This is a genomic window from Lysinibacillus irui (assembly GCF_028877475.1).
In the GTDB taxonomy this organism is placed as follows: Bacteria; Bacillota; Bacilli; order Bacillales_A; family Planococcaceae; genus Lysinibacillus; species Lysinibacillus irui.
Map to the genome: position 1 here is coordinate 3,341,989 of NZ_CP113527.1, position 18,544 is coordinate 3,360,532.

Sequence of the window (18,544 nt, forward strand, 5' to 3'; positions counted from 1 at the left end):
TATTACCAAATTTGATTACTCTACAATTTCAACGCCACTGATCATCGTGTAGTTAGATGCGTCTAACCAGAAACCTTTTACAGCATTACTATAGACTGCTAAGTGCTCATAGTTACGAACTGGAATATACACCGCTTCATCTAACTCCATTTGCATTGCTTTTTTGTAGATTTCATTACGTGCCTCTTGATTTGATTCAGAACGTCCTTGTTCAATTAACTTGTCTACTTCTGGGTTTGAATAGTAGAAATGGTTTCCTGGTGCTCCCATAGAAGCTGTGTGGAATAGATTATATTGGTTATAATCAGCATCCCCAGTAGCATTACCCCAACCACTAATAAATAACTGATGCTGCTCTTTCGTGATTTCTGAAATAAATGCACCGTATTCCATTACTTGAATTTCAACGTCTAATCCAATACCTTTTAATTGGGATTGAATAACTTCAGCCATATTGATTCGCTCTTTACGATCACTTGTCAGCAATTTAACTTTTGTTCCCTCTTGAACACCAGCTTCTTTTAATAATTCTTTTGCTTTTACTACATCATAGTCATACGGCTTCGTTTCACTAGAATAACCAATGATTTTTGGACTCATTGCTGAATTCGCAAGTGTCCCAACATTATCGTAAATACCACTAATAATTGCTTCACGGTCAACTGCATAGCTAATAGCTTGACGAACTTTTACATCCGATAATAATGTGTCTTTCACATTGAAACCGATAAATTCTACTGCAAGACCTTCTGCACGGAATAGATTCATAGTTGATGAATTTTCAATACGGTCAATTTCTGTAACAGGAACTTGTTCTGCGATATGAGCTTCTCCACTTTCAATCATTGCTAAACGAGTAGAATCCTCTGGCACAACTTTAAATGTTACTTTATCTACTTTCGGTACAGTACCCCAGTAATCTTTATTTGTGTTTAATGTAATTTCTTGACCAGATTTCCAAGATTCAAATACAAATGGGCCTGTCCCTACCGGATGTGTTGCTAATTCGTCAGCCGCTTCCGCAATCGCTTTCGGACTCATCATACTACCTTCTTGGCTTGCTAAAATAGATAAAAGCGGTGCATATGGTTCTTTTAATTTCAATGTAACAACATACGTATCCTCTACTACTACTTCATTAATCATTGATAATTTATCACGCTGTGGTGAACCAGTTGCAGGATCTAAGATACGGTCGAAAGTAGCTTTTACAGCCTCTGCATTAAAATCTGCACCATCATGGAATTTAATGCCCTCATTCAATGTAAACGTCCAAGTGACATCGTCTTTTTGCTCCCACTCTTTTGCTAGTAATGGAACAATTTTACGATCTCTATCAAAAGCAACTAGCGTTTCATATACTTTGCCATGAATAATATTCGCTGAAGGAATATCTGTAATAAAATGAGGATCTAAGCTTGTAGCATCCGCTGCTCTTAATACAACTAATTCTCCTCCTACACTTTTCGATCCCTCTTTGGAATCTTCCGCACTATTATTATTAGCTGTAGAGCATGCTTGCAAAACAAGTACAGTAATAAGTGCCATGAATAAAAACAACTTCATTTTCTTCATAAACATTTCCTCCTTGTGTGATTTGTTACTTACATTTCGAATTATAAAGAAATAAAATTCACTTGTTTTTTAAAATTTTTACGTGTTTTTTAAATTTTCTGACTAATACTCCATAAAATATTTACATTCTTTACGCTTTTCACTAAATTGAAATCAAATCAAATAGAAAAGGAGTATTCGATATGGATAAAGTAACTACTATCGATCATTCTGTTTTAGTGAATGCACGCAAGGCAACTAGAAAAAAAAATCTTGTTTCTTTCCTAAACAAAATCAAAAAAAATAAAGCAGCTGTCGCTGGAGGCATCATCATTCTTCTTTATATATTGATGTTTCTCATCGGACCCATTCTAGCCCCTTATGATCCATACGATGTACAGTTAGGTCAAAAATTACAAGGACCAAGTTTAGACCACCTTATGGGAACTGACGATAAAGGTCGAGATATTTTAAGTCGAATTTTATATGGATCACGTTTATCCATCGGTGTTGGTATTTCAGCCGTTTTATTTGGCGGAACAATTGGAACATTTTTAGGGCTTATCGCTGGCTATTATGGTAAATGGGTTGATTCCATTATTAGTCGAATTTTAGATATTATGCTTGCCTTCCCAGGTATCCTACTTGCCTTAGCCATTGTCAGTGCATTAGGTGCAAGTCTTATTAACGTAACAATTGCTGTAGGATTTTTCTCCATTCCAATGTTTGCACGAATCGTACGTGGATCGACAATGGAAGTTAAAAAGTTGGAATATATCGATGCTGTGAAAACACTCGGAGCAAATGATATGACAATATTAATCAAGCATATTTTCCCGAATATTTTGTCACCAATTATTGTACAAGCATCTATGCGTTTAGCGACGGCGATTCTATCTGCAGCTGGTCTGTCCTTCTTAGGGCTGGGTGCACAGCCACCATCTCCTGAATGGGGTGCCATGCTTTCAAATGGTCGTGATTTCTTGTTTACCGCTCCTTATATGGCGCTATTCCCAGGTATTATGATTTCCATACTTGTATTAGGATTTAACCTATTTGGAGATGGTTTACGCGATGCGCTAGACCCAAGAATGAAAAATTAAAGGAGAGAAGATACATGACTTTATTTATCTTAAAACGTCTAGCTCAAATTATTCCCGTGACGCTTGGTGTTACACTTGTTGTTTTTCTTATTATGCAAATGATACCAGGTGACCCGGCTATTATTTTAGCAGGAGAAGGTGCTTCACAAGAAACTGTTGAAGAATTACGTGAAAATTTAGGGCTCAATAAACCATTAGCTGTTCAATACACTGATTACATTAAAAATCTTTTACAAGGAGATATGGGTCATTCATTAAAAAATAAACAACCAGTATTTGAGGAAATTACCGCCCGTTTACCGATTACAATCGAGCTAGCCTTTTACAGTATATTAATTACCATTATTTTAGGACTTATCGCTGGCATCATCTCAGCAATTCGTCCCTATTCTTTTATGGATGCTGGCCTTATGATTGTGGCCTTATTAGGGATCTCGCTACCAAGTTTCTGGCTAGGTATTTTATTAATGTATGTTTTCTCGGTACAGCTACATTGGCTTCCTGTTGCAGGCTGGGAAAGTGCTAAACATATTATTCTTCCTGCAGTCACTCTTGGTGCTGGTGGTGCAGCTATCGTTGCGCGTATGACTCGTTCTAGTATGTTAGACGTCGTGAATCAAGACTATATTCGAACGGCAAAAGCAAAAGGCTTAAAGGGTTACGTCATTATCCTAAAGCATGCCTTACGTAATGCTTTAATCCCAGTAATTACAGTAGTAGGTTTACAATTTGGTAGTTTACTTGGTGGAACTGTATTAGTAGAATCTGTTTTCGCTGTCAATGGATTAGGACGCATGATTGTTGATGCTATTCGTACACGTGACATACCTGTCGTTCAAGGTGGCGTTCTTGTTGCCTCATTAATATTTGTTTTTATTAATCTTTTCGTGGATATTTTATACAGATTCTTCAATAAACGAATGGATTTAAACTAGGGAGGGAAAAACAGATGAAACAAGAAACAGTGTTGGAAGTGAAAAATTTACAAACGTATTTTTATTCAAGTGAAGGGGTTGCCAAAGCTGTTGATGGCGTATCCTTTACACTGCAAAAAGGAGAAACACTCGGTATTGTTGGTGAATCTGGTTGTGGAAAATCCATGACTTCCCTGTCATTACTACGTTTAGTACCCTCACCACCTGGAAAAATCATCAATGGTGAGATTCTATTAAATAATACGGACATCTTAAAATTATCAGATGAAGAGTTACGCAAAATTCGAGGCAATAAAATATCAATGATTTTCCAAGAGCCTATGACGAGCTTAAACCCTGTTTTATCAGTAGGTGAGCAAATAGCTGAATCGATTCGATTGCACCAAGGTTTATCTCGAAAAGAAGCATGGCAAAAGGCTGTCGATATGATTCGTCTAGTAGGAATTCCTGCACCTGAAAAAAGAGCGAAGCAGGAGCCTTATCAATTAAGTGGTGGCATGCGACAACGTATTATGATTGCGATGGCCTTAGCCTGTACACCAGATGTGTTAATTGCAGACGAACCAACAACGGCACTAGATGTAACGATTCAAGCTCAAATTATTGATATTATTCAAAACCTACAAAAACAATTAGGAATGAGTATTATCTTCATTACGCATGACCTCGGAGTTGTAGCAGAAGTTTGTGATAAAATAGCGGTTATGTATGCGGGACAGGTTGTAGAAGAAGGCACAACTGAAAGCCTTTTTGAAAAACCATTACACCCTTATACGAATGGACTTATTCAATCCTTACCGAAGCTATATGAAGATCAAGAAGAACTTTCTACTATTCATGGAACTGTTCCAAGTCCATACAATTACCCAATTGGCTGTCGTTATGCAGAACGCTGCCCATTTGCTACAGATTTATGTCGTGACAAACAACCTGAACTTCTTACAGTCGAGCAAGGTAAAAAAGTTAGATGCTGGATGTACAGCAATGAATGGCAAGGAGAAACACTTATGAAGGAGATGACAGTATGACAACGGCACATCAAACACAACCACTATTACAAGTAAATGATTTAAAACAGCATTTTTTCTTAAAAAAAGAAAAGCTCTTCGGCCCACAACAGGTTGTTAAAGCTGTTGATGGTGTTTCCTTCGATATTATGCCTGGTGAAACACTCAGCATTGTAGGAGAATCTGGCTGTGGAAAATCAACGACTGGCCGTTCTATTTTAAGATTGGATGAGCCTACTTCAGGGGAAGTATTGTTATTCGGTAAAAACTTAGTGAATATGAGTAAAAAAGAGCTACGAGCTGCACGGAAAGACATACAAATTATTTTCCAGGATCCATATGCTTCTCTTAACCCACGAAGAACGATTCGAAAAATGTTAACGGAAGCTATGTCTATTCAAAAAATAGTACCACCTGAAAAGCAGGAAGCACGTATGTTGGAATTAATGTCCCTTGTAGGGTTACGTCCAGAATATTTAGAGCGTTATCCACATGAATTTTCAGGTGGTCAACGCCAGCGTATTGGTATCGCGAGAGCCCTTGCTGTTAATCCTAAAATTATTATTTGTGATGAATCTGTTTCTGCCTTAGATGTTTCCATTCAAGCACAAATATTAAATTTACTGAAGCAGCTACAAAGAGATTTAGATTTAACATTTCTATTTATCTCACATGATTTAAGTGTTGTTCGCCATATTTCAGACCGTATTATGGTTATGTATCTTGGGAAGGTCGTGGAAATTGCTGATAAGCAGTCACTGTTCTCACAACCACATCATCCTTATACAAAAGCACTGTTTTCATCTATTCCAGTGATTGATAAGCAACATCGCAAGGAGCGTATTATTTTAAAAGGAGACCTACCGTCACCTCTTAACCCACCTACTGGCTGTAGCTTTCACACACGTTGTCCATTCGCAACAGATAAATGCAAAGCAGAAGTTCCAGCATTACGAGAAATCACGGCAACACATAAGGTAGCTTGCCATTTTGCAGAAAATTTAGTTTAATGTACTTTACACAAATAAAATAATTGGAGAGGTCATTATGTTACAACTAGAAACCTTCAACATATATATTCTCCTATGTGTAATTGCTCCAATTATTGGAGCTTTTCTGCTTACTTTTATATTTATTTTCGAAAAACAAATCGATAGCCTTGAGGAGGAAAAAAGAAATTTAGAGCTTGAGCAGGATTTACAAAGAGCGAATATTCTCCAGTTAAATCAGCAAATACAGCCGCATTTCTTTTTTAACGCATTAAATTCATTACTAAGCCTAGCCCGCATCAATCGAAAGGAGGATTTGGTTGCGGGCATTGAGGCCTTAGCAACGTTTTTTAAATTTAAATACAATAATCATGAGGTTTTAATTGCATTAAAAAACGAGGTACAATTTGTCGATAGTTATTTAAATATCCAACAGTTACGCTTTGGACATCGTTTGACGATTCATAAGCATGTGGATGATGAGGCCCTAACTGTCCCGATACCTCCATTTATTCTGCAGACCATTATTGAAAATGCATATAAACATAGCTTTGAAAAACATATAGGACCTGCGGAATTATCTATTACGATAAAAAAAATGGATAACATATTATTAATAGAAATTAAAAATACACAACCACTTGAAAAGATAGAACATACTACTGTGCTAGTAGAGGACGAATTGCAGCAAGGTTACGGTCTTGAAAATATTAGAAAACGACTTGAGCTTATTTATGGACTCGAAAATATTTTATTCTCGATCAAAAATAATGAACAGTTTTATACTGTGACAATCCATGTTCCCGCTTAGGCTTTCTATCAATTTGAATGTGAAAGGAGAATGACACCTTGAATATATTAATCGCAGATGATGAGCCGCTAGAATTAGAGCAAATGATTTATTTATTAAAACCTCATTTTCCTAATTGGACATTCCATACTGCTCAGGATGCCTCACAAGCTCTGCAATTAGCTAAAAAGCACCGTATGACCATCGCCTTTTTAGATATTCAAATGCCTGGGAAAGATGGAATCACTTTAAGTAAGGAACTAAAGGAGCTTTATGAAGTTGATATCATTATGGTAACTGCTTATCAGACCTTTGAATATGCCCAACAAGCATTGCGTATCGGGGTAAAGGATTATCTTACAAAACCAGTTATTGCTAGCGAATTAAATGCTATCGTGGAGAAATATAAAGTGTGGAGCTCTAACCATGATGCAATCCAAAGCGCACTTTCCTATATTCATGAAAACTATTATGAAAAACTGAGTTTAAATATAATTGCAGAAAAGATTCATTTGAACCCTAGCTATTTAAGCCGTAAATTTTTGGAGGAGCAGTCCGTCGGAATTAATGAGTATATAAACAATTATCGACTAGAAATGGCTGTGAAGAAAATAAATGATAATCTGGATGCAAGTATGTCTACAATTGCAGAGAGCTGTGGTTTTAATAGCCAACACTATTTTAGTGTCGCCTTTAAGAAAAAATATAACCAATCACCACGACAATATAAATCATCTAAAATAAGTAAAGGTAATTGATTGTATGCTAAAGAAAATTCCATTGCTCGTACCATTTGCAAGTTTAAGCACTGCGGCAGGTGTTATCATTCTTTTAGCTAGATGGATTCATGGGAACTTATTATTGTCCTCACCCTCAGCCCTTATTTCTTTTGGCTTTATGGCAGGTATTTGTTATACATTAGCAACGGCTATTTCGTTTATTGTACTCGGCTCATTGTTAAATAAGAGTGATTACACGCAACATCAACATACACAAAGTTTTTTACTTTTTACGATACAGCAGAAATTAAGTGGCATGAATTTAAAAGTGATACGGCTATTTTATCTTCTGACAGGCATTGAACTATGGCTAATTCAATTAATAAGCATCAGTGTATTATCTGAAATTATGTTAAATATCCCTGTGCCTATTACACTTTTTTTATTTTTAATTATCATGTTACTTCTTGATCGGATCATGTCTGTGAAAAGTATACTATGGCTCGAAATTTTATTTATTATTGCTCTTTTTTCTTTACTTATTTTTATTCCCATTTATTACTTCGTACAAAATGGCGCAAGTACTGTATATGAAGGAATTCGCTTATACCACCCGTATTTATTTTATTTTAAAAATAGTGAGATCCTACTCTTTTTTGTTATAATTCAACTAGCTGTTTTAGGACAAGTTCTCTTTGATAAATCGACTTGGTATTTAATTGCATTTATTAAGCCAAAAAAAGTGCGTCGTAGTCTACTTTCATCAGGTGTGATCTTAGCGTTATTAACACTGTCATTCACAGCCATCTTAATGATTGCTTTATATGGTGGCTCCTTTGGCCAGTTTCAAGTTCTGATTTTCACATTTTTATATGAAGTACAACCAGGCTTTCTAACTTTTGCCTTCCTTGTTATTGTTCTATTAGCTGTTGTAACAACCTTACTAGTAGACATGCGGGCAACGAAACGATTTTTTGTGAAGAAAAGACCTTACTACTTTTATTTGATTTGTCTAATGGTTATTATATTAATTTTTTTCTTATCTATTGATTTAACTATTTTAGGTGTTATCTATTCTTTCGCCTTCTTACACATTTCAATGCTACCGTTTATGTTAATTCTGTTATTTACTAATCGTAGCATTCATCAACATAGCTGGCTGGTTCTACTGCTTTCCATGATTATCGGATTAGGTGTAGGTCTAAACTTTAACATGCTATATGGATTAGCTGCTAGCTTTATGATTTCGTGTATCTATCAATTAATGCTACAAACTGAAACTAAAGAAAAGAAGCCTGAACACTAGATTTTTTCGGGTTCAGGCTTTTGTCTTCAATTAGCTGATATAAAAAATAAATAGGCTAAGTAATAGGAGACTGACAATAGCTAAACTGATAGAAAGATAATGTCTTTTTTCCTCTCGACCGTAGCAGTAGTCTATAAAAATGGAACTAAAAAGAATAACAGTTAAGTATCCTCCAATGATGACGGTATATAAAATCCACCCTTTTACCATAAATAAAATGAGCATGACGATATTCAAAGCTTTAAGAGTCCATACAGCACGTCGATGGCCCTTAGAAACATACCCCTTTGGAATGTTGAACCTTTTCCTCATTATTTTTTCGACAAGCATATGAATAGCTAGTAGAAGGACTAGAAAAACAACATAACCTTTCATTCCAAATTTAGCTTGATCTTTGAGAGTGAGGTTTTCATAAGCCTTTGTCAGTTCTCTATTATTAACTTTATAAAATGATTTATGGTCATGATCTTCTATTAGAATACTTTCCTCACCTATGAACATCTTCAACTTAATGATCTGGTCATTTTCAAACTGTGCCCAAACATCCTGTATGGTACGAAATAAAAATTGGTTCTCTTCATATTTCTGTGTTACTGTGGCCTGCTGTAATAGCTGCTGTAATAATTCCTTTTCGGGAATTTGTTTATATACTTTTTGGCCAATCGTCCACCCAGGTCTTCCCGCTAGAAAGGTCTCCTCATCTGAATTTGAAATCATCGTATATTTTTTTACTGTTTCTTGCTGTGCCAGGGTAACAATTGAAGCTTGACGAGTTTGCTCCATCTGTCCTAATGGCCCCATCTCTACTAACAAAAGTAGTATGAGTATCGCACCTATAAAAATCAGTGGATATGACCAGCGTTTTGTTACCTTTTTTTCTTGCTGTACTCGCTGTAGAATATCCTGCTGTAATGATTGCGTAAATCGTGGTGCTTCGCCAAGTTCTTGATCCAACTTCTCTTTAAAAGTTGTCATCTACTAACACCTCCCACTCACTTTTCTCTAATCTTTCCTGTAACATTTTTCTTGCTCGGTGCAATCTAGTTTTAATGGTATTTTCTGTACATGCAAGAATATCTGCCATTTCCCTGATCTTTAATTCCTGATAATAATAAAGGATAGCTACCTCTCGATAAGTAATTGGTAACTCAAATAAAGCACACTTTAATGTTGATCGCTCATCCTTAACTACTAATTCCTTTTCCGGAGTACGTTTACTTGCACCCATATGTATTTTTTCCATCAATAGATGTCGTTTATTTTTCCAACTTCGTAGATAATCATGACTTTTATGTACGGTAATTTTGACTAAACACGTCTTTAGGGAGGATCTTTGTTCAAAACGATTCTGCTGACGATAATACGCGAAAAATACATCCTGAACAATTTCTTCAGCAATCGACCAGTCCTTTACATATAGATAAGCCACTCGTAAGCAATATTCACCGTGCTCTTCCATAATGGCTGCTAAATGCTCACTCACCCAAACACCTCCTATACACATTCACCCTATAGTCGTAATCCATTGCTTATTGGTTTCACAAAAAAGAAAATAACCGCTACGTTTATACGATGGACATAATTTTTCAAAAACTCCACACAATAAAAAAGCATTGTAACAAGCATTTTTCATCGTTGATTTTAATGATTTTATTTGGAATATGTCGGTTATACACTGTATTTATCGTATTCGTATGCCAAGAAGCATACTTTTTTTCTTTTTTCTATTGAATAACTAGCAAAAAAACTGTTATAGTGAGATTGTTTGTCTGACGTCTGACTAATTAGATCTTAAGCTGTTCTTTTGAAATTGGAACATCATGGCAAAAAATATTATATATAAATATGGAGGAAATGATGAGGTACTTAATATCCTTGTGTGGATTGTTACTTGTTTTTGCATTAGCTTTTTTAATGAGTAAAAACAAAAAAGAAATAAAATATAAATATATAGTTATTATGTTAATCATCCAATTTTTATTGGCAGCTTTACTACTCAATACAACAGTTGGTTATGTTCTAATCAAAGGAATCACAAAAGTATTTGATCATTTATTATCATATGCCAATGCAGGTATATCATTTGTTTTTGGTGGTTTAGCAAATGAAGGAGAATCACCATTCTTTTTAACAGTATTATTACCGATTATCTTTATTTCAGTCTTGATCGGGATTTTACAACACTTTAGAATACTTCCCTTATTTATGAAATGGATAGGATTATTTTTAAGCAAAGTCAGTGGTATGGGAAAATTAGAGTCCTATAATGCCGTTGCTTCTGCTATGGTAGGACAATCCGAAGTATTCATAACGGTCAAAAAACAATTAGATAAGATTGCCCCTCATCGTATGTATACTTTATGTGCATCAGCTATGTCTACCGTTTCGATGTCAGTTGTTGGAGCCTACATGACAATGATTGAGCCTAAATATGTTGTAACGGCCATAGTCCTGAATCTATTTGGGGGCTTTATCATTGTTTCCATCATTAATCCTTATACTGTAGATGAAAAGGAAGATATCTTAACGATTGAAGATGAGCATAAGCAAGCCTTCTTCCAAATGATTGGAGAATATATTATGGATGGCTTTAAAGTAGCCATCATTGTTGGTGCCATGCTTATTGGTTTCGTAGCTTTAATGGATTTAATCAATTCACTATTTGATATGATTATCGGCATCTCTTTCCAAGAAATATTAGGCTATATCTTTGCACCAATCGCCTTCTTAATGGGGATCCCATGGAAAGATGCTGTTTCTGCTGGCGGCATTATGGCAACTAAATTAGTAACGAATGAATTCGTTGCCATGATCAATCTTGGTGACGTCTCAGCGTCCATGAGTGAACGTACACTGGGCATTATTTCTGTATTCCTTGTATCCTTTGCCAACTTTTCATCCATTGGTATTATTTCCGGGGCAGTGAAAGGGTTGAACGAAAGACAAGGTAATGTTGTTGCACGATTTGGCTTAAAGTTGTTGTACGGCGCTACACTTGTAAGTATCCTAACAGCTATTATTGTTGGATTGATTATTTAAACTGAATATGGGACTATTTTTGAACTGCACTCGACTCGGTTAGTTGGGTGCAGTTTTTCTGTATTGTATCTTCGTAATCGCTATGGGTTGCACATCAAAACAACGACATTTGCAAGATGTAGACAAGAAAGGATGAAAAGAAAGTTAGGTGCTAAGAATGACTGAATATGACCGCTTTTTCCAATTAAAAGGCGTTCATGCCCAACACTTATCAAATTAAAAAAGAACACTCATTTGTTTTAACTCTTAAACAGATGAGTGTTCTTTCAGTTTTTCATCGTTCTGAATAATAGACTGATTCAAATGATTCTACTCTTGAATGGGATCTATCCATTCCTTCACTTCAAAAAATTTAACGATGTTATTTAATGAAAAAGCCCAAAATACAATAGCACTAAAAAACTAAGTAGAGTGAAACTAAATAGAATTATTAGAGGTAATTTCTCTTTACGTTCTTTGATTCGATTCATTCTAAGAAATAGTACAATACAAAGGGCAAGTGAAATACCAAAAAGAATAATAGGAACTATAGATAACAAAACTATTCTCCTTTTCTAATAATTAACATTGAGAACCTATCCAGAAAGGATCTGGATTTACTGTACCTGTCCATTTAAAAAATACAAAAGTGTTAAAAGAATTCCGTTTAATCGTTATAAATGAGAAGGATGGACCGAACCTGAAGGTTTTTTTAGTATTTCGTTATACTATTTTAAAAAGGACAAAACATATTAGTCATATAAAATATGTTTTGTCCTTTGATTTTTTTTTTTATTTAGGTATTGATAACTATGTTTTAGTAATGCACATTTTAATTTATGTCTCTTTATTTAACGACAATATTGACAAGTTTGCCTGGAATAACGATGACTTTTACTAAGCTCTTTCCTGCCATATATTCTTGTACTTTTTCATCAGCCAATGCCACTTTTTCGATGTCCTCTTTTGAAGCATCTTTTGCTACGACGATTTTAGCACGTACTTTACCTGCAACTTGTACAGCAATTTCTACTTCATCATCCACAAGCTTAGCTTCATCATACGTTGGCCATTGCGCAAAAGAAATTGTTCCTTCATGACCTAATAGCTGCCATAATTCTTCAGCAATATGTGGAGCGATTGGTGCTAGCATTTTAACAAAACCTTCCGCATAGGCTGTTGGGATCACATCAACTTTATAGCAATCGTTGATAAATACCATCATTTGTGAAATAGCTGTATTAAAGCGGATGCCTTCATAATCCTCTGTCACTTTTTTCACTGTTTGGTGATAAGCTTTTTCAAGTGTTTGATCGTTAGATACTTGAATTTTAGCAGAGATTGTTCCATCCTCTTCATTGACAAATAGACGCCAGATACGGTCTAAGAAGCGTCGTGCGCCGTCTAAGCCATTTGTAGACCATGCAACAGAAGCCTCAAGTGGTCCCATAAACATTTCATATAAACGTAATGTATCTGCCCCATGCGAATCGATGATTTCATCTGGGTTTACAACATTCCCTTTAGATTTAGACATTTTTTCATTACCTTCACCAAGAATCATACCTTGGTTAAATAATTTTTGGAACGGCTCTTTCGTATGAACAACACCTAAATCATATAACACTTTATGCCAGAAGCGAGCGTATAGTAAATGTAGTACAGCATGCTCAGCCCCACCAATATAAATATCAACTGGTAACCAGCGTTTTAGTAATTCTGGATCAGCAATCGCTTCTGTATTTGTAGGATCGATATAGCGTAAGAAGTACCAGCTAGAGCCTGCCCACTGTGGCATTGTATTTGTTTCACGACGGCCTTTTTTGCCTGTCTCTGGATCTACAACATTCACCCATTCTGCAATATTTGCCAATGGTGATTCACCAGTACCCGATGGACGGATATTATCTGTTTTCGGAAGCATTAATGGTAGTTCCTCTTCTGGAACAGGTGTGATCGTGCCATCTTCCCAATGAATCATTGGAATCGGTTCACCCCAGTAACGTTGACGAGAGAATAACCAGTCACGTAGACGATAAGAGATTTTCTTCTCCCCTACGCCTTTTTGCTCTAACCATTCGATTGCTTTCGCGATGCCATCTACTTTGTTTAAACCATTTAGGAAGTCCGAGTTAATATGTGGACCATCACCAGTAAATGCTTCTTTGCTGATGTCTCCGCCTTCAAGGACAGGAACAATGTCTAAGCCGAACGCTGTTGCAAATTCATAGTCTCGTTCATCATGGGCTGGAACCGCCATAATAGCACCTGTACCGTAAGACACTAGTACATAATCAGCAATCCAAATCGGAACTTTTTTACCGTTAATCGGATTCACTGCATAGGCTCCTGTAAATACACCTGTTTTCTCTTTCGCTAAATCTGTACGCTCAAGGTCAGATTTCATTTTGACCTTTTCTAAATAATCCTCGACAGCTTGGCGTTGTTCAGCAGTAGTAATCTGTTCTACTAATTTATGTTCAGGTGCAAGCACACAGTATGTAGCACCAAATAATGTATCAGGACGTGTTGTAAATACCGTGAAGTTTTGATCTGTACCATCAATATCAAATGTTACTTCTGCCCCTTCTGAACGACCAATCCAGTTACGTTGCATATCTTTAATAGACTCTGGCCAATCTACTTCCTCTAAGTCATCAATTAAACGGTCTGCATATGCCGTAATTTTTAGCATCCATTGTTTCATTGGTCGACGTTCTACTGGATGCCCTCCACGTTCTGATTTCCCATCAATTACCTCTTCATTCGCCAATACAGTACCAAGTGCTGGACACCAGTTCACAGCCACTTCATCGACATAAGCTAAACCTTTTTTATAAAGTTGGATAAAAATCCATTGTGTCCATTTATAATAGTTAGGGTCCGTTGTGTTAATTTCGCGATCCCAATCATAGCTAAAGCCTAGCTCTTGGATTTGACGCTTGAATGTCGCAATATTTTTTGCGGTAAACTCAGCTGGATCATTACCAGTATCAAGTGCATATTGCTCAGCTGGTAAACCAAATGCATCCCAGCCCATTGGGTGTAATACATTGTAGCCTTGCATACGTTTAAAGCGTGATAGGATATCTGTAGCTGTATATCCTTCTGGATGGCCTACATGAAGTCCAGCACCAGATGGATATGGGAACATATCTAGGGCATAAAATTTAGGCTTCGCTGTTTCATTTTCAGTTTTAAATGTTTTATTATCAGCCCAATATTGCTGCCACTTTTTTTCAATTTGTTGATGATTAAAACTCATTCTTTTTCCTCCTTCGATGGATCATGTTGCTCTTCATCAGAATTGACAAAATATTTAAAAAATAAAAAAACTCGCCCCATTCTTAAAGAAGGGACGAGAGAATTTGTACTCCCGCGGTACCACCCAGATTAGTGATTACACTCGGCTCAAGCTTCCTTAACGCGGAAGAAACGACACACGATATTTCACGCGGGCAGACTCAGAAGGCGAGTTCAACTTGCTTTCTTACTAGCTTTCACCAACCGCTAGCTCTCTAAAAAGAACCACAAATCTACTATTCCTCATCACAGTCTTTACATGATATTGCATTTATTCTAATGGAAAGTATTGAAAAGCACAAGCCTTTGTTTACAGGTTACCCATTACTGAACAATTAATTCCTTTTTTTCCTTAGTTTTAGATAAATCCTTACATTCATGAAAAGCAAAATGCTGACATCCAATGCATTGATTTACATCCAAATAGCTAATAGCTTTTGTAATTGCTTCTCCTGTGTGCTGATAAAAATGTTGCGCGCCTATTTTATCGTAGATTCCATTGTGTTGCAGGGCTACCTTTAAATCACCTTGCACACCAGTTAACAAAATAGTACCACCTTGCGCTATAAAGTTATCCATGATATTGCTAAAATATGCTTCACCAGTTGAATCCATAAAGGGCACTTTCCCCATTCGTAAAATCAAAACTTTTGATTTCTGATGTAACGCGCTTTCAATCGTTTGTTCAAACATTTGTGCTGCACCAAAAAACAGTGGACCTTCAATTGTATACATGCTAATTTGCGGACAATCATGCTGCTTGTGAACGACATGTGCCTGCACCTTCTCACCTTTGAGGGAATGATCGGGTAATACTTTTGTGACAACAAGCTTTTCACTCATCTGTTTCGCAAATAAAAGCACAGCCAAGACTAGCCCTACTTCGACTGCTAATGTAAGACTAGTAAAGACAGTTAATAAAAAGGTAATCAATAATACAAGTGAATCTCCAGATTTTAACTTCACAATATGCGAAAAATGGTGTCGTTCACTCATATTCCAAGCTACTACCATTAACACAGGAGCCATACTTGCTAACGGTATGTGTGACGCATATGGAGCTAATAACAATAATGTGACTAAGACAAACACACCATGGATGATACCTGACATAGGAGAAACTGCGCCTGTTTTAATATTGGTCGCTGTACGTGCAATCGCACCCGTGGCAGGTATACCTCCAAACAATGGCGTCACGATATTGGCAATCCCTTGCCCAATAAGTTCCCGGTTGCTGTTATGCTTACTATTTGTCATCCCGTCTGCAACGACAGCAGATAGCAGAGATTCTATGCCTCCTAGCATTGCAATGACAAACGCTGGACCAATAAGCTGTTGTAAGCGTTCCAACGTAATAGGAGGAAAAGCAAAATGAGGTAATGAATTAGGAATTTGACCATAGGCTGTTGCAATAGTGGCAACTTGTCCTGAAAAGAAGAACGTTGCCACAAGAGTTGAAACAACAATTCCAACTAATGCACCAGGAACTTTTGGAAAAAGTTTTGGTGTGATGATAATCGTTAGTAAACAAAGGATTGCCGTAAAGATACTATAAACATTCGTCGTACCTAGCTGCTTAACGATTTCTTGTATATTGTCCATAAAATATTCATGTCTTTCCATATTGGTTAGCCCTAAAAAATTGGCAATTTGACCTGTAAAAATAAGAACAGCTATACCTGCAGTAAAACCAACTGTTACAGGGCGAGGAATAAACTTAATTAAAGACCCCAGCTTAAAAATACCCATTAAGCAAAGCAGAACCCCTGCCATTAAACCGGCAAGTAATAAATCTTCATAGCCATAAGTAAGGACAATTCCTAATAATACCGGCACAAACGCTCCGGTGGGCCCACCAATTTGATATTTAGATCCACCAAAAAGCGAAATAAGGATACCAGCAATACAAGCGGTATAAATACCATACTCAGGTTTCACACCAGATGCAATGGCAAAGGACATGGCGAGTGGAATGGCGACAATCCCAACAATAATTCCAGACATTACATCCTTCTTTACATGATGAACTGAATACCCTTCAAAGCGTCCTGTAAACAGTGACTTCATAGATAAATCTTCCCTTCAAAATAATAAGCAAAGCATAATTTTTAAACATCATTGATTTACTTATTGTCTTCGTCACCTTCATTGCTCGTCATTTCTTCTAATCTTGAAATGGTATTAACTAAATGGTTATTAAAAATATCCTTTGCCACTCCGAGTAATTCACCAATCATTGGATCACTTAAAGAATAGTAAACTTTTTTACCTTCTTTCACCCCATAAACAATATTTTTAGCACGTAAAACACTTAATTGCTGTGAAACTGCCGAGCCCTCTTTTTCTAAACAATCTTGAATCTCGTTGACACTTTTCTGACCATCTACAAGGAGTTCAAGTATTCTAATACGTAACGGATGTGCTAATGCTTTAAAAAAATCCGCCTTAAACTGTTGTAAGCCCTCTTCCATAAAAAAACCTCCATATCACTACATATTCAAATATTTGAATATATATAATTGTAAGCCTGTTGACAATATTTTTCAATATCTCCTATAAAAAAGAGCAAAACCTAGTGTTATACACACTCGATTTTGCTCTCTTTTTATTTTGTTAGATTATTAATCTACAACTATATTGTTCTTTTTTAAAGGATAATCGTAAGTTAAACATGGGATAATAGCCAACAGCACAATGACCACTAAGGTTAACACTAGAGGGATCATCCCAAACTGATCCACCATTATCCCGCCGAATAATGGCCCAATCATCCGTCCCCCAGTCGCAGCACTATTAATTATGCCCTGATAAAACCCTTGTCGTCCTTTTGGTGCAAGTTGATTCGCAATGGTTGGCAATGCGGGGGTATAAAACATTTCGCCAAATGTTAAAACAAGCATCGCTGCACCGAACATTTTAAAATCACTTGCAAAGGCAATAATTCCAAAAGAAATGGCAATAAGCGTTACACCAAACACTAACTGACGTTTTAAATGATGCTCCCACCGTTTTACAAGAGGCGCAATAAGAGGTTGCCCCAAAACAATAAGTAGACCATTTATTGTCCAAAGTAAGCTGTATTGTTTTAACCCCAAGCCTAAATCTTGGGTATAAGACGAAATCGTTGCACTCCATTGAGAATATGCTAGCCAACATAAAACGGAGGACGCACTAATAATTAACAAAGCATAGAATGGTGCCTTGTTAACAATTCGTTTACTTTCACTAACGACACTCTTCGGTGCAATACTCCCTACCTCTAAACGCTTAAATGTAAATAGCGCAATGAAAAAGAATAAAATATACATCCCTAAATTTACTTTAAAAACATAGTCAAATTGATAATCTGCCACTATACCTGCAAGTGCAGGTCCTACAGCAACTCCAACATTCTGTGCCAAATAGATGGCATTAAAGGCTTTTCGTCCGCCCTCTGGCCATGCAGCACCAGCTAATGCAAACATACTTGGAAAAACGATGCCCCCACTAAAGCCGAGTATTGTTAAAAACCACACATAATGTGGCCAACCGTGCCAAATCGTTAAACCAATTAGTGAAGCAATCGTTAACAGAATGCCAAACATTATAGCCTTATAGCCACCAATTCTATCAAATAAGTAACCTCCTAGTAGGTTACCAAGTACCCCAGCAGCAGAATTGAGCATTAAGACAAAGCCAGCCATCGCAAGCGTTTTTCCTAAATAATCATGCATATAAATGGCATTTAAAGGCCATAAAAAAGAGTTGCCTGTTGTGTTAACAAGCATTCCAATTATTAAAAACCAAACACGTTTTGGCATATGATGACCTCCATTATTTC

At 36.5% G+C, this 18,544-nt stretch carries 15 protein-coding genes and 1 other annotated feature; of the genes, 8 read left to right on the forward strand and 7 right to left on the reverse strand.

Features of this window, described 5'->3' with window-relative positions; translation table 11 throughout:
• Nucleotides 1–15: 15 nt before the first annotated feature.
• A complete protein-coding gene (locus OU989_RS16765) occupies nucleotides 16–1,575 on the reverse strand; it encodes a glutathione ABC transporter substrate-binding protein (RefSeq protein WP_274794142.1) in 1,560 nt (519 codons plus the stop codon).
• A 182-nt stretch (nucleotides 1,576–1,757) separates the two neighbouring features.
• Between OU989_RS16765 and OU989_RS16770 the strand changes: the two genes are divergently transcribed.
• Genes OU989_RS16770 through OU989_RS16800 form a run of 7 tightly spaced genes read left to right on the forward strand, consistent with a single transcriptional unit; the run spans nucleotide 1,758 to nucleotide 8,403 of the window.
• Nucleotides 1,758–2,657: an ABC transporter permease gene (locus tag OU989_RS16770; protein WP_274794143.1), complete on the forward strand. Its 900-nt coding sequence runs from the start codon at nucleotides 1,758–1,760 to the stop codon at nucleotides 2,655–2,657.
• A 14-nt stretch (nucleotides 2,658–2,671) separates the two neighbouring features.
• Nucleotides 2,672–3,592 (forward strand): nickel ABC transporter permease, encoded by a 921-nt coding sequence (gene nikB, locus OU989_RS16775; protein WP_274794144.1) that lies wholly within the window; start codon nucleotides 2,672–2,674, stop codon nucleotides 3,590–3,592.
• Between the two features lie 14 nt (nucleotides 3,593–3,606).
• Nucleotides 3,607–4,620 (forward strand): ABC transporter ATP-binding protein, encoded by a 1,014-nt coding sequence (locus tag OU989_RS16780; protein WP_274794145.1) that lies wholly within the window; start codon nucleotides 3,607–3,609, stop codon nucleotides 4,618–4,620.
• Nucleotides 4,617–5,609, forward strand: a complete 993-nt coding sequence (locus OU989_RS16785) for an ABC transporter ATP-binding protein (protein WP_274794146.1) — start codon at nucleotides 4,617–4,619, stop codon at nucleotides 5,607–5,609. The genes OU989_RS16780 and OU989_RS16785 overlap by 4 nt, the downstream gene beginning before the upstream one ends.
• Before the next feature lie 37 nt (nucleotides 5,610–5,646).
• Nucleotides 5,647–6,399, forward strand: a complete 753-nt coding sequence (locus tag OU989_RS16790) for a sensor histidine kinase (protein WP_274794147.1) — start codon at nucleotides 5,647–5,649, stop codon at nucleotides 6,397–6,399.
• Between the two features lie 38 nt (nucleotides 6,400–6,437).
• Entirely contained in the window at nucleotides 6,438–7,136 is a 699-nt protein-coding gene (locus tag OU989_RS16795; protein WP_274794148.1) for a response regulator transcription factor, read from the forward strand.
• 4 nt (nucleotides 7,137–7,140) lie between these two features.
• A complete protein-coding gene (locus tag OU989_RS16800) occupies nucleotides 7,141–8,403 on the forward strand; it encodes a permease (protein ID WP_274794149.1) in 1,263 nt (420 codons plus the stop codon).
• Nucleotides 8,404–8,433: 30 nt separating this feature from the next.
• Here OU989_RS16800 and OU989_RS16805 read toward each other — a convergent pair whose 3' ends face one another.
• Both OU989_RS16805 and OU989_RS16810 read right to left on the reverse strand, forming a co-directional pair.
• A complete protein-coding gene (locus OU989_RS16805; protein ID WP_274794150.1) occupies nucleotides 8,434–9,378 on the reverse strand; it encodes a DUF4181 domain-containing protein in 945 nt (314 codons plus the stop codon).
• Complete coding sequence (locus OU989_RS16810; RefSeq protein ID WP_274794151.1) at nucleotides 9,365–9,886, reverse strand: sigma-70 family RNA polymerase sigma factor; 522 nt, start codon at nucleotides 9,884–9,886, stop codon at nucleotides 9,365–9,367. The genes OU989_RS16805 and OU989_RS16810 overlap by 14 nt, the downstream gene beginning before the upstream one ends.
• Nucleotides 9,887–10,260: 374 nt before the next feature.
• On the opposite strand from OU989_RS16810, the gene OU989_RS16815 reads away from it, so the two are divergent.
• Nucleotides 10,261–11,442, forward strand: a complete 1,182-nt coding sequence (locus OU989_RS16815) for a NupC/NupG family nucleoside CNT transporter (protein WP_274797369.1) — start codon at nucleotides 10,261–10,263, stop codon at nucleotides 11,440–11,442.
• A gap of 826 nt (nucleotides 11,443–12,268) precedes the next feature.
• Here the strand turns inward: OU989_RS16815 and leuS are convergent.
• The 4 genes from leuS to OU989_RS16835 all read right to left on the reverse strand — a co-directional run bounded on the left by leuS (nucleotide 12,269) and on the right by OU989_RS16835 (nucleotide 18,524).
• Nucleotides 12,269–14,686 carry a leucine--tRNA ligase gene (gene leuS / locus OU989_RS16820; protein ID WP_274794152.1) on the reverse strand — a complete coding sequence of 806 codons (2,418 nt, stop codon included), beginning with the start codon at nucleotides 14,684–14,686 and terminating at the stop codon, nucleotides 12,269–12,271.
• 86 nt (nucleotides 14,687–14,772) lie between these two features.
• Nucleotides 14,773–14,983 (reverse strand) — a binding site (T-box leader).
• 65 nt (nucleotides 14,984–15,048) lie between these two features.
• On the reverse strand, nucleotides 15,049–16,791 hold the full coding sequence (locus OU989_RS16825) for a SulP family inorganic anion transporter (protein ID WP_274794153.1): 1,743 nt from the start codon (nucleotides 16,789–16,791) through the stop codon (nucleotides 15,049–15,051).
• 56 nt (nucleotides 16,792–16,847) lie between these two features.
• The gene (locus OU989_RS16830) at nucleotides 16,848–17,195 is read right to left on the reverse strand and encodes an ArsR/SmtB family transcription factor (RefSeq protein ID WP_274794154.1); all 348 of its coding nucleotides are present in this window, start codon (nucleotides 17,193–17,195) and stop codon (nucleotides 16,848–16,850) included.
• A gap of 150 nt (nucleotides 17,196–17,345) precedes the next feature.
• Nucleotides 17,346–18,524 (reverse strand): MDR family MFS transporter, encoded by a 1,179-nt coding sequence (locus tag OU989_RS16835; protein ID WP_274794155.1) that lies wholly within the window; start codon nucleotides 18,522–18,524, stop codon nucleotides 17,346–17,348.
• Nucleotides 18,525–18,544 lie beyond the last annotated feature (20 nt).

Coding starts and splice junctions, on each gene's coding strand:
- OU989_RS16835 (WP_274794155.1), bottom strand. CDS start 18,524: ATGCCAAAACGTGTTTGGTTTTTAATAATTGGAATGCTTGTTAACACA.
- leuS (WP_274794152.1), bottom strand. CDS start 14,686: ATGAGTTTTAATCATCAACAAATTGAAAAAAAGTGGCAGCAATATTGG.
- OU989_RS16805 (WP_274794150.1), bottom strand. CDS start 9,378: ATGACAACTTTTAAAGAGAAGTTGGATCAAGAACTTGGCGAAGCACCA.
- OU989_RS16800 (WP_274794149.1), top strand. CDS start 7,141: ATGCTAAAGAAAATTCCATTGCTCGTACCATTTGCAAGTTTAAGCACT.
- OU989_RS16815 (WP_274797369.1), top strand. CDS start 10,261: ATGAGGTACTTAATATCCTTGTGTGGATTGTTACTTGTTTTTGCATTA.
- OU989_RS16765 (WP_274794142.1), bottom strand. CDS start 1,575: ATGAAGAAAATGAAGTTGTTTTTATTCATGGCACTTATTACTGTACTT.
- OU989_RS16830 (WP_274794154.1), bottom strand. CDS start 17,195: ATGGAAGAGGGCTTACAACAGTTTAAGGCGGATTTTTTTAAAGCATTA.
- OU989_RS16770 (WP_274794143.1), top strand. CDS start 1,758: ATGGATAAAGTAACTACTATCGATCATTCTGTTTTAGTGAATGCACGC.
- OU989_RS16785 (WP_274794146.1), top strand. CDS start 4,617: ATGACAACGGCACATCAAACACAACCACTATTACAAGTAAATGATTTA.
- OU989_RS16780 (WP_274794145.1), top strand. CDS start 3,607: ATGAAACAAGAAACAGTGTTGGAAGTGAAAAATTTACAAACGTATTTT.
- OU989_RS16790 (WP_274794147.1), top strand. CDS start 5,647: ATGTTACAACTAGAAACCTTCAACATATATATTCTCCTATGTGTAATT.
- nikB (WP_274794144.1), top strand. CDS start 2,672: ATGACTTTATTTATCTTAAAACGTCTAGCTCAAATTATTCCCGTGACG.
- OU989_RS16825 (WP_274794153.1), bottom strand. CDS start 16,791: ATGAAGTCACTGTTTACAGGACGCTTTGAAGGGTATTCAGTTCATCAT.